Source organism: Rhodococcus sp. NPDC078407 (assembly GCF_044542515.1).
In the GTDB taxonomy this organism is placed as follows: domain Bacteria; phylum Actinomycetota; class Actinomycetes; order Mycobacteriales; family Mycobacteriaceae; genus Rhodococcoides.
This window is the reverse complement of record NZ_JBITUQ010000009.1, coordinates 116,558-127,999: the sequence shown is the minus strand read 5'-3', so window position 1 is coordinate 127,999 and position 11,442 is coordinate 116,558. Positions and strand designations below refer to the sequence as shown.

Sequence of the window (11,442 nt, the reverse complement as noted above, 5' to 3'; positions counted from 1 at the left end):
GACTGCCACTTCTGTGTTTCCTGATGGGACTGCTGGTCGGATTTCTGCTGATTCGTCTCAGCGTCAGGATGATTCGCGCGGATGTGAAGTGGTGGCCCGGCAACATCACTCCCGGTGGGCAACACATACATCACGTCGTGTTCGGGATCGTGCTGATGTTGTTGGCGGGGATCGGTTTGATCGCGGTGTACGTCGACGGTTCCGAGTCGGTCGGGGCGGTGCTGGCGGCGATCTTCGGTATCGGTGCCGCTCTGGTCCTCGACGAGTTCGCGTTGATCTTCTATCTCCGCGATGTCTACTGGTCCGAACAAGGCCGTACGTCGGTGGATGCCGTGTTCGCCGCGGTGGCGTTCACCGGCCTGCTGCTGCTGGGCTTTCACCCGCTGGAGCTGTTGAGCCCGGCCGACTTTCGAGCCGACCCCGATCCATGGGTGCGCAGTGCGCTGGCAGTCCTGGCGCTGATCAACCTGGCCCTGTGCGTCGTTGTCCTGCTCAAGGGCAAGATCTGGACCGGGCTGCTCGGGCTGTTCGTCCTGCCGATTCTCGTTCTGGCCGCCCTGCGTTTGAGCAGGCCGAGCGCCCCGTGGGCAAGGTGGCGCTACACGACCAGGCCGAAGAAGATGGAACGGGCGCTGCGCCGAGAGAAGCGGTGGCGACGGCCGATCATCCGGGCCAAGATCTATCTCCAGGACGTGATCGCAGGCAAGCCGAGCATGGTGCATGCCCGTGAGGCCACCGAGCACGAATTGTCGCGGACGGTGTTACCTGCGCCGATGGCCGGCGGTTCGGCTGCACGCTGTGAATCGTCGATTTCGTCGAACGCCTGATGGTCTGGCACAATGGTCGGGTTGCCTCTAGCAGGCACGGACCTCACTCGGAGTACGAACCAGTCGAGCCGTTGATTCGACGAGCCGCTCGGTTCCTCTACTCATGCGCAGAACGCAAGGATGGCATTACCGATGAACACTCTGGACTTTCTCGACAATCAGTCGCTGCGTGGCGACATCCCCGATTTCCGCCCCGGCGACACACTGAACGTGCACGTCAAGGTTATCGAAGGCTCCAAAGAGCGCATTCAGATCTTCAAGGGCGTCGTCATCCGGCGTCAGGGCGGTGGCGTTCGCGAAACGTTTACGGTCCGCAAGGTCTCGTTCGGTGTCGGCGTCGAGCGCACCTTCCCGGTGCACAGCCCCAACATTGCGCAGTTCGAGGTCCTCACCCGTGGTGACGTCCGTCGCGCCAAGCTGTACTACCTCCGCGATCTGCGTGGCAAGGCCGCCAAGATCAAGGAAAAGCGCTGACCGGTTCCGCCCGGCTCCTCGTAGTTCCTTCATGCCGCGTCGCCCATTCGGGCGACGCGGCATGATGCGTTTCGGGTGCGGTTGCCCTCGGCCTCGCTGTCCTCAGTGAGGCACACGGCCGTCCGAAACACCGGTGCACACACCGTCCGGCAGTGCAGACGATCGTTCCGGCTAACCTGTTGACGTGACGCAGTCCCCACAGGATCCCATCGATGAATCCGACGACGAGTCTTCGCAGAGCAAGCGTCGGGAGCGCAAGCCCCGCTCGTTCTGGCGTGAGCTTCCCATCCTCATTCTGGTAGCGCTGGTGTTGAGTTTTCTGCTCCAGACATTCGTCGCCCGGGTGTATCTGATCCCGTCCGAATCGATGGAGCCGACCTTGCACGGCTGTATCGGCTGCACCGGTGACCGAATAGTGGTGGAGAAGATCGGCTACCGGTTCGGCGACCCGAAGCCCGGGGACATCGTCGTCTTCCGTGGACCGGATTCGTGGAACGACGAATTCGTATCGCAGCGCTCCGACAATTCCGTCGTTCGCGGGGCCCAAGAGGTGGGTGCCTTGATCGGAGTCGTCGCTCCGGACGAGAACGATCTGGTCAAGCGCGTCATTGCCACCGGTGGTCAGACAGTCGAATGCTGTGACGACCAGGGCCGAGTTCTCGTGGACGGGCAACCGCTGGACGAGCCGTACATACAGATGGATTTCCCGTTCACTCCGGGAACGATGACGTGCGACACCGAATTGAAGTCCGGACGATGCTTCGACCCCGTCACGGTGCCGGACGGCAACATCTGGGTGATGGGTGACAATCGGAGCAACTCGCGAGATTCTCGTTACCACGTCACCGACGAGTTCATCGGCACCGTTCCTCTCGACAACGTGATCGGCAAGGCCGTGTTCATCGCGCTGCCGCCGTCGCGGACCGGGCTCCTGGACTCTCCCGACATTCAAGGTCGATGACGGCGGCCCCCCGCCGCGTGCCGCGCGCACGAGCGACTCTGACTCGGTCGTCGTGGCCGCCACGTCCGGTCATTCGGAGAGCCTCTGGCTTACGGACGATGGAATCTGCTCTGGAACGCAGCGGCCTCGGCCCGGTCGCAGGTGTGGACGAGGCCGGTAGGGGAGCGTGCGCCGGCCCGCTGACGGTGGCGGCATGTGTACTCGGAGCGCGTGCCCACGCGGCTCTGGCCGACCTCGACGACTCCAAGAAGCTCACCGAGCGTCGCAGGGAGGAGCTGTTCCCGAAGATCCAGAAGCTCGCAGTGTCATGGAGCGTGGTGTTCATCGACGCTGCCGAGGTCGATCGCATCGGGGTGCACGTCGCGAACATCGAGGGAATGCGTCGCGCCGTCGCCCGGCTGGGTGTGACCCCCGGGTACGTGCTCACCGATGGCTTTCGGGTGCCCGGCCTGCCTGTTCCGTCTCTGCCGGTGATCGGCGGCGACGCCACCGCCGCGTGCATCGCTGCCGCCAGCGTGTTGGCGAAGGTCTCGCGCGATCGATTGATGGTGCAGCTGGACGACGAGATTCCCGGCTACGGATTCGCCGTGCACAAGGGGTACAGCACTCGCGCGCATTCCGCCGCGATGACGGCACTCGGGCCGAGCCGGGAACACCGCATGTCCTATGCCAACGTTGCCGCGGCGGCCGCGGGCATGTCACGCTATTTGTCCGGGAGTCGTTCCGCAGGCTCCACTCCTGGGGTCGACGCCCTGGGGCGAATGGACTGCCGCGACGCCGGTGCGCGATGATGGCCATTCACGCCCGACTGGAGGATGAAAGAGACCGATGAGTGCCGAAGATCTCGAAAAGTACGAAACCGAGATGGAGCTCTCGCTGTATCGCGAGTATCGGGACATCGTAGGTCAGTTCAACTACGTCGTCGAAACCGAACGTCGGTTCTATCTGGCGAACTCCGTCGAACTCATTCCGCACGACGCCGACGGTGAAATCTACTTCGAGTTGAGAATGTCCGACTCGTGGGTGTGGGACATGTATCGCCCCGCCCGTTTCGTCAAGCACGTCCGAGTGATCACGTTCAAGGACGTCAACATCGAAGAGTTGGACAAGCCGGACCTTCGCCTCCCCGAATAGCCGGCTCCGCCCGAACTCGGCGGGCCGGCGCGGTAGACGACGCCTCGCACCCGATCGAACACATCAGGTTTTCGAGCCGCCGAGCGGGCAGCAACGGTCTCGGCGGCAATCCTCATAGAAGCTGGACATCCGACCAAATAGTTCCGAAGGCCCTGTTTTCCTGTTCATCCGACGGACGGCTCGGTCCAGACCGGTCTGGCAGCGGCCATTCTCTCGTCGAAGATGGTTGTGCAGCAAGAGTATTGGATTTAGACGACTATTCTCTGGAAATTTCTCGAGATATCCACACGGTAATTCGTCGATTCGACACGTCGCACAAAGCGCGAAGTTCTTTGCGCCGATCCAAGAATGGGTGGTACAACTTGAATATCGCATCCCCCAGACGTGTAAGAGGTACGAGATGGCACGCAAGACACTTGTGCAGATGATCGACGATGTCGATGGTTCGGTTATCAAAGACGGCCAAGGTGAATCCATCGAATTCGGCATCGGTGGAAACCAGTACCGCATCGATTTGAATCTCAAACATGCCAACGAATTGCACGAACAGTTGGCTTTCTGGATCGAACATGCCGAGAAGATCTCCGGCCGCCGCACCCGTAAGGGCAGTGCCGCTCCGGCACCGGCTCGTGGCAAGGTCGATCTTCAGGACATTCGGGCCTGGGCACGCGAGAACGGCCACGAGGTCAGTGCCCGCGGCCGGATCAGTCAGGACGTGCAAGCAGCGTACGAAGCTGCTCACTGAATCGTTCGGTAGCGCCTACGTTCGGCGTTGCCCACTACATCTCTTCGGCACCTGACTCGACGTGCCGACGCTCTGCATCAGCTCCGTCCGAATTCTGAATTCGGGCGGAGTTTCGTGCGTGGACAGGCCATTTGCTCGAGGCCGTGGAATTCTGGACCGCCCTGACACGAAGGTCCGACACACTCGGCAACTCGTCGCCGCACATGTTCTGCCTTTGTCCACAGGGGAGCAGTTGTCCACAGGGCAATCGCCCACCTGCAGTTTCCCTCTCTCTTCCTGATTCGGACGTGCCACCTTCGGTACACCGAATCGGCCGTGCAGCACGGCCGGGAAGTGGAGGAATCGGGTATGGCGACCAATCAGGAACTCGGGGCGCGAGGTGAGGACCTCGCGGTGCGCCACCTCGAGGACATCGGACTCGAGGTGATCGAACGGAACTGGCGACATCGATCCGGTGAGCTCGACATCATTGCGCGCGACGGCGACACCATGGTTTTCGTCGAGGTCAAGACGCGGTCGGGAATCGGTTACGGCACACCGGCCGAGGCCGTGACGTACAGCAAGCAGACCCGAATTCGAGGACTGGCACTGTACTGGCTCGCGCTGCAGCAGGGACCATGGGTGCAGATCAGATTCGACGTGATCGCAATCGTGGTCGGTCGGGACGACAACCCGGTGATCACGCACGTGCGGGCTGCGTTCTGATGCCCCTCGGCAGAGCGCACTCGGTTGCGGTCAACGGTGTCGACGGTGTGCTGGTGGAAATCGAAGCCGATATCGGGCAGGGTCTGCCGGGCACACACCTGGTCGGTTTGCCCGACACCGCGTTGAACGAATCGCGAGATCGAGTCAAAGCCGCTGTGAAGAACTCGGGTGGGACGTGGCCGGACAGTCGGGTGATACTCGCGCTGTCACCCGCAACGTTGCCCAAGGGCGGATCGGTGTACGACCTCGCTCTCGCCCTGTCGGTTCTCGATGCGGCGAAGGCCATTCCGCGCGGAAGTCTTTCCGAGACGGTCTTTTTGGGAGAGTTGGCTCTGGACGGCAGGTTGCGCGCGGTGCGCGGAGTTCTGCCCGGAGTGCTCGCGGTCAAGGCCGCGGGGTGGCGGCGAGTGATCGTGCCGAGTCGGTGTCTGGCCGAGGCGGGGCTGGTGGACGAGATCGAGGTGTTGGGTGCCGACTCGCTGGGCGATGTCGTCGCGTGGCTTCGCGGTGAGCACACCCTGGAATCGCCGGTGGCGTCCGAGTGGCACCAGGAGATCTACCCGGATCTCAGCGATGTGGCCGGACAGGCGGATGCGCGGTGGGCTCTGGAAGTGGCAGCGGCCGGAGCTCATCACATCATGTTGACCGGGCCGCCGGGGATCGGTAAAACGATGCTGGCCCAACGTCTTCCGGGAATCCTGCCGCCGCTGACGGAGTCCGAAGCGCTGGAAGTGACGGCCATTCATTCGGTAGCGGGTCTGCTGACCAGCGCGCGGCCCCTGATCACGTCGCCGCCGTTCATCGCACCTCACCATTCGACATCGGTGAGCGCCTTGGTGGGTGGTGGAACCGGAATGGCGAAGCCGGGAGCGGTCAGTCGCGCGCATCGGGGAGTGCTGTTTCTGGACGAGTGCGCCGAGATGAGCGTTCGCGTACTCGAGGCGTTGCGGACACCCCTGGAGGACGGCGAAATTCGCATCGCACGTCGAGACGGTGTGGCCCGATACCCAGCTCGATTTCAATTGGTTCTGGCGGCGAATCCATGCCCGTGTGCACCTGCGCGACAGGTCGATTGCGTCTGCGCACCCACTGCCCGGCGCAAGTATCTCGGGAAGCTCTCCGGGCCGCTGCTCGATCGTGTCGATCTCCGTATACAGATGATGGGCGTCGCTACGGGAGCATTGGTGGACGAAGTGGGGGAGGGAACGAGCGAGATCCGTGCACGCGTGACGGGAGCCAGGGACGCGGCCGCCGGGCGTTGGCAGGACTTCGGCTGGAGAACGAATGCAGAGGTCCCGGGACCTGCTCTGCGGCAACGCTTTCGATTGGCGCGGCCGGCGCTCGCGCCGGTGGAGCGTGCACTGCGAAACGGGTCGTTGACCGCGCGAGGTGCGGACCGAGCGATACGAGTGGCGTGGACGTTGAGCGACCTCGCCGGTCGTACGGTTCCGGGCCCCGACGAGGTCGGAGCGGCACTGGATTTTCGTGACAGGGGAGTGGCATGACGCCCGACGCACGACGCCTCGCGTGGGCGTATCTCTCTCGGGTGGCGCAAGGCCCGCATCGACTCGTGGTGGACCATGCGGCGGCGCACGGCCCGGAAGCGGCAGCCTCGGCGGTGCGGGCCGGCCGATTGGGGGAGCGGCTCGCGGTGCGCGCCCACATCGACACCGCTGCTGCGGATCTCGACCACATTGCCGCACTGGGCGGCCGGTTGATCACGCCGGACGACGACGATTGGCCCGCGTGGCGATTTCTCGGCTTCGATGGGTCGGGTCTGACCGCCGGGGTGGACACGTGCCCGCCGATCGCGTTGTGGGCGCTCGGACACCGCCCCGTCGCCTCTGCCACCGAGCGGTCGGTGTCCATCGTCGGGACTCGTGCATCGAGCCCCTACGGTGATCACGTCACTGCAGAAATTGCGTCGGACCTGGCTCTCGACGGCTGGACCATCATCTCGGGTGCGGCCTTCGGAATCGACGCCGCCGCTCACCGCGCGGCTCTCGGAGTGGACGGTACGACCATTGCGGTGCTGGCCTGTGGCGTCGACCGTGCGTACCCGGCGGGCCACTCTCGACTGCTGCGACAGATTGCCGATCACGGGCTGGTCCTGAGCGAGTACGCACCCGGAACCACTCCGGCCAAGCATCGCTTTCTGGCCCGCAACAGACTCGTCGCCGCTCTCGGATCGGCCGTGGTGGTGGTGGAGGCCGGGTGGCGAAGCGGCGCTCGAAACACTGCGGCGTGGGCAGCGAAACTGGGCCGTCCGGTGCTGGCGGTCCCCGGCCCGGTCACCTCACCGACGTCCAAGGGGTGCCATCGCATGATTCGCGACGGGGAGGCGGTACTGGTGTCGAGTTCACACGATGTGGTTGCCGAGGCCGGTGCGCTCGGATCCCCGGAGGAGCCACGACCGGACCTGTTTCGCGAGACCGACGTGCTCTCGGAGACCGGATTGTTGATCTACGACGCACTGCCGGCGACCGGGTCCCTGTCGAGTCGCGAATTGTCCGAGCACTCCGGTGTGCCGATCGGCAAGGTACGTGCGGCGCTTCCGGTGCTGGAATTGGACGGTTTCGTGGCGAGCGACGAAACGGGCTGGTTTCGCGTCGTACGGGGATGAACACCACCCGCACGAAACCTCGACGCTAGAGTGTTAGGCAATGCTTAGTCTATGCGCCGCGCATCGGCGTTGTTCGCTCGAAGAAGGGTCCTCAGTGGCACGCAAGAAAACCACCCTGTCCGTCCTCCGCACCGAGGCGCTCACTCCACACATGTACCGGGTCTATCTCGGCGGTGACAATTTCGACGACTTCGACGCGATCGACGAGACCGACGCCTACGTCAAGCTCTTCTTCGGAACCGACGACGATCCGATCATGCGCACCTATACCGTGCGATCCGTCGACGCCGGTGCGCGGGAGATCGCGATCGACTTCGTGGTGCACGGCGACGAGGGCGTGGCCGGTCCGTGGGCCACGCGGGCCGCCCCGGGAGACAAGATGTCGTTCTTCGGTCCGTCCGGAGGTTACGCCCCGCGACCCGACGCGGACTGGCATCTCTTCGCCGGCGACGAATCGGCGATTCCGGCGATCTCGGCCGCCGTGGAGGCTCTGCCGGAAGACGCGATCGCCAAGGTATTCATCGAAGTAGCGGATCGTCACGACGAGATCTACATGGAGACCCTCGCCGTCGTCGACGTCACCTGGGTTCACCGGGGAGCGTCTTCGAATGAGGTCGGCGACGATCGAGCCGGGGACAACGCGCCCTTGATCGCGGCAGTGCGGGACACGGAATGGTTGCCCGGCCAGGCGCAGGTTTTCGTCCACGGTGAGGCACAGGCGGTCATGCACAACATCCGGCCCTACATTCGCAAGGAGCGCTGTGTGGGTGCCGAGTGGGCCTCGATCTCGGGTTACTGGCGTCGAGGACGAACCGAGGAGACGTTCCGAGTGTGGAAGCGAGATCTGGCGCAGGCCGAAGCCGGAGTCGACGCCTGAACGGGCGACGGCTCGGGTCGAGCGGCGTGTCCGTTTGTAGAGGAGCTTCGGACCGCTCAAGCTGAGGCGATGACCGATTCGTTGCCGCCCCACCTCGGCATCCACGTCGAAGAGTTCGCCGAACACCTTCGACTCGGTCGAGAGCGCTCGGAGCACACCATTCGTGCTTACGTGACCGACGCTCGATCGCTCCTTGCACACCTTGCGGGCAGCGCGCCCGAGGCGACCATCGCCGATCTGGACCTGCGCACGGTGCGATCCTGGTTGGCGACGTACTCGGCGGGCGGTTCGGCCAGAACCTCGATGGCCAGGCGAACCTCGTCTGCGCGGACTTTCGGCAAATGGCTGGAGCGGGTGGGGGCGGTGCAGATCGGGCCGGCGGAACGTCTGGCAGCACCGTCGAGTCATCGGACACTGCCCGGTGTCCTGCGCCACGATCAAGCGTCTCAGGCGTTGGCGGCTGCAGAATCTGGTGCTGCAGAGCTCGATCCGATCGCGTTGAGGGACCGTCTCGTCGTCGAGCTTCTGTACGCGACCGGAGTTCGGGTCGGAGAGCTGTGCGGACTCGACATCGACGACGTGGACACCGATCGCCGTCTGGTTCGTGTACTGGGCAAAGGCAACAAGGAACGTTCTGCGCCGTACGGCGTGCCGGCAGCGCAGGCATTGGACAACTGGCTCGTCAGCGGCAGGCCGACACTGGCCAACGACCGGTCCGGTGCTGCGCTGCTGCTGGGGAAGCGAGGCGGACGACTCGACCAGCGGCAGGCCAGAACGGCCGTTCATGCGGTACTCGACAGCGTTCCCGGTGCCCCCGGCCTCGGTCCGCACGGCTTGCGTCATACGGCAGCGACCCATCTTCTCGAGGGCGGTGCCGATCTGAGGGTGGTCCAGGAATTGCTCGGACATGCTTCCCTCGCGACCACACAGATCTACACGCACGTGTCGGTCGAACGGTTGCGTGCTGTGCACGATCAGGCTCACCCCCGGGCGTGAGCCGAGCGTCGACGGCGCTACCTTTGGTAGCGTCATCACCGACCGACCAGACCGAATACGGGGGACCGTGGACCGCGACCGACCGCAGGGCACTTCGCAGCCGTGGTCGATGCATGTGCGTTCGAGTTCTGCCGCGGAGCGCCAGGAGTCCGACGCCGGACGCGGTACGGAACCGGAGGACAGTCCCCGGGATACATCCTCGGACCCGAATTCCCGATCTCGCTCGACGTCCCGGCAACCCCCGCCCTGGCAAACGCCCGATTCGATCGACCGACGGACCGCACCCCCGCGGTACAACCCGCCGGTACCGCTGCAACCGGGGCCGCTCGAGCCCGGGCCGGTCTCCGCGCAACCCGACAGACACCTGCCTGCCCACCCGCGTGCCGAAGAATTTCCGGCGTCAGCGCCGGGCTGGTCTCCTCAGCCGTGGGCGGGCGCACCGAATCCGTATCGGCCCAACAGTGCCGACCTGGGCGCGGATTCGCTGCTCAAGCGCCCCAAGAGGACATCCAGTTCCGGATGGCGTCGAGGCGTCCACCGACTCACTGGTGGCGTCATCAATCCGGGTGAGTCGACGGCGGAGGAGCGGTACCGAAATCAGGTCGAGCGCATCCGGCAGCCCGTTCTCGGTGATTATCGGATCGCGTTCCTGTCGCTCAAGGGCGGGGTCGGCAAAACCACTACCACTCTCGGCCTCGGCTCGACCTTTGCGTCGTTGCGGGGAGATTGCGTCATCGCCGTGGACGCGAACCCCGATTTCGGCACCCTGGGTGAACGCGTTCCACGGCAGACGTCGTCGACCGTGCGCGACCTGTTGGCCGCAGCACCGAACATTCGGCGATACTCCGACATTCGGGAGCACACCTCGCAGGCCCCGAGTCGGCTGGAAGTACTGGCCGGAGAGCGCGACCCCGCAGCGTCCGAGATGTTCGGCGAGGACGACTACCGATCGGTCATCGACATGCTGCAGGTGTACTACAACCTTATTCTGACCGATTGCGGAACAGGCATCATGCACTCGGCGATGAACGGAGTTCTGCAACTCGCGAACGCGCTGGTCCTGGTCAGCTCGCCGGCAGTCGACGGTGCGCGCAGTGCAGCGGCGACGTTGGACTGGCTAGAGCTGCACGGATACGGGCATCTGGTCGAGCGGACGGTGGTCGTGATCAGCTCGGTCCGACCCGGCTCGTCGGCGGTCGACATGAACGTTCTGCAGCAGCACTTCCTGGAACGGTGCCGCGCGGTGTTGGTGGTTCCGTTCGACGAGCATCTTGCCGAGGGTGCCGTTGTCGATCTGGAGAAGTTGCGCCCACAGACGAGGAGCGCCTTCGTCGAGCTCGCGGCCATGGTCGCCGATGATTTTCCGGCCGCGTCCGGCCGACACTCCGGCCCGCCGCGCTGACAATCACCGGGTCGGTTCCCCGACCGGCTTCAACCTGATCGGACGGGCACCCACCAGGGCCGTCGGATCGAGATATTCTCGGCCCCGCCTGATGCCCCAGTGCAGACAGGTCGCCGCGCATCCATCATGACCCGCCGCCAACGAACCCAGCACCGACCCGCGTCCGACCCGGGTTCCGGCTGCTACCGAGGCCGTCACCGGCTCGTACGTCGATCGCAATCCGCCCGAGTGGTCGACCGACACGACGGGTCTTCCGGCGACCGAACCGGCGAACACCACGATGCCGTCGGCGACGGCCAGCACCGGTCCGCCCTCGTCGCCGGCCAGGTCGACCCCGCGGTGGCCGGGTAGCCAGTTCTGCTCGGGACGGTCGAACGGGGTCACGACGCGAGGCTTCGGTTGCAATGGCCAGGCGAACCCACCAGGTGCAGCCGAGGCCACCGACGTCGAGAGCGAGACGGAGGTGACGACGGCCATCGTTGCCGCTCGAAGCGCGAGACAGAAGTTCACCCGTCGACCATCTCTCGAAACCGAGCACCCGAACCAACGCGAAGGGCAATTGTGGACGACGGTTTTGTTTGTCCACAGGTAGCGGAATCCCTTGACAGTCGAGCCTGGTTATGACGGGGACTGCGGCAGGTCTACACTCGTCACTGCGGCCTGTGCGTGCACGGGTCGACTTCGCGCGTCCGCGTCAT

13 protein-coding genes are annotated in these 11,442 nt (G+C 64.5%); 12 read left to right on the top strand and 1 reads right to left on the bottom strand.

The window, feature by feature from the left end:
- Nucleotides 1-23 precede the first annotated feature (23 nt).
- The 12 genes from ACIGGF_RS11980 to ACIGGF_RS11925 all read left to right on the top strand — a co-directional run bounded on the left by ACIGGF_RS11980 (nucleotide 24) and on the right by ACIGGF_RS11925 (nucleotide 10,744).
- On the top strand, nucleotides 24-827 hold the full coding sequence (locus ACIGGF_RS11980; RefSeq protein ID WP_397521578.1) for a hypothetical protein: 804 nt from the start codon (nucleotides 24-26) through the stop codon (nucleotides 825-827).
- A gap of 132 nt (nucleotides 828-959) precedes the next feature.
- Nucleotides 960-1,301, top strand: coding sequence for a 50S ribosomal protein L19 (gene rplS / locus ACIGGF_RS11975; protein ID WP_032378188.1), 342 nt, complete (start codon nucleotides 960-962; stop codon nucleotides 1,299-1,301).
- A 208-nt stretch (nucleotides 1,302-1,509) separates the two neighbouring features.
- Nucleotides 1,510-2,262, top strand: a complete 753-nt coding sequence (lepB, locus tag ACIGGF_RS11970; protein ID WP_397521577.1) for a signal peptidase I — start codon at nucleotides 1,510-1,512, stop codon at nucleotides 2,260-2,262.
- On the top strand, nucleotides 2,259-3,053 hold the full coding sequence (locus tag ACIGGF_RS11965) for a ribonuclease HII (protein WP_397521525.1): 795 nt from the start codon (nucleotides 2,259-2,261) through the stop codon (nucleotides 3,051-3,053). The genes lepB and ACIGGF_RS11965 overlap by 4 nt, the downstream gene beginning before the upstream one ends.
- A 37-nt stretch (nucleotides 3,054-3,090) precedes the next feature.
- A complete protein-coding gene (locus tag ACIGGF_RS11960; RefSeq protein ID WP_397521524.1) occupies nucleotides 3,091-3,396 on the top strand; it encodes a DUF2469 domain-containing protein in 306 nt (101 codons plus the stop codon).
- Nucleotides 3,397-3,796: 400 nt separating this feature from the next.
- Nucleotides 3,797-4,141, top strand: a complete 345-nt coding sequence (locus ACIGGF_RS11955; RefSeq protein ID WP_397521523.1) for an Lsr2 family protein — start codon at nucleotides 3,797-3,799, stop codon at nucleotides 4,139-4,141.
- Nucleotides 4,142-4,489: 348 nt separating this feature from the next.
- Complete coding sequence (locus ACIGGF_RS11950) at nucleotides 4,490-4,846, top strand: YraN family protein (RefSeq protein WP_397521522.1); 357 nt, start codon at nucleotides 4,490-4,492, stop codon at nucleotides 4,844-4,846.
- A complete protein-coding gene (locus tag ACIGGF_RS11945; protein ID WP_397521521.1) occupies nucleotides 4,846-6,351 on the top strand; it encodes a YifB family Mg chelatase-like AAA ATPase in 1,506 nt (501 codons plus the stop codon). Before ACIGGF_RS11950 ends, ACIGGF_RS11945 begins: the two co-directional genes overlap by 1 nt.
- Complete coding sequence (gene dprA / locus ACIGGF_RS11940; protein ID WP_397521520.1) at nucleotides 6,348-7,469, top strand: DNA-processing protein DprA; 1,122 nt, start codon at nucleotides 6,348-6,350, stop codon at nucleotides 7,467-7,469. The genes ACIGGF_RS11945 and dprA overlap by 4 nt, the downstream gene beginning before the upstream one ends.
- 94 nt (nucleotides 7,470-7,563) lie before the next feature.
- Nucleotides 7,564-8,346 (top strand): siderophore-interacting protein, encoded by a 783-nt coding sequence (locus ACIGGF_RS11935; protein WP_397521519.1) that lies wholly within the window; start codon nucleotides 7,564-7,566, stop codon nucleotides 8,344-8,346.
- A gap of 69 nt (nucleotides 8,347-8,415) precedes the next feature.
- Complete coding sequence (locus tag ACIGGF_RS11930) at nucleotides 8,416-9,342, top strand: tyrosine recombinase XerC (RefSeq protein WP_397521518.1); 927 nt, start codon at nucleotides 8,416-8,418, stop codon at nucleotides 9,340-9,342.
- Nucleotides 9,343-9,706: 364 nt separating this feature from the next.
- Nucleotides 9,707-10,744 carry a MinD/ParA family protein gene (locus ACIGGF_RS11925; protein WP_397521576.1) on the top strand — a complete coding sequence of 346 codons (1,038 nt, stop codon included), beginning with the start codon at nucleotides 9,707-9,709 and terminating at the stop codon, nucleotides 10,742-10,744.
- Between the two features lie 3 nt (nucleotides 10,745-10,747).
- Here the strand turns inward: ACIGGF_RS11925 and ACIGGF_RS11920 are convergent, their stop codons facing one another.
- The gene (locus ACIGGF_RS11920; protein ID WP_397521575.1) at nucleotides 10,748-11,221 is read right to left on the bottom strand and encodes a murein hydrolase activator EnvC family protein; all 474 of its coding nucleotides are present in this window, start codon (nucleotides 11,219-11,221) and stop codon (nucleotides 10,748-10,750) included.
- Between the last annotated feature and the right edge of the window lie 221 nt (nucleotides 11,222-11,442).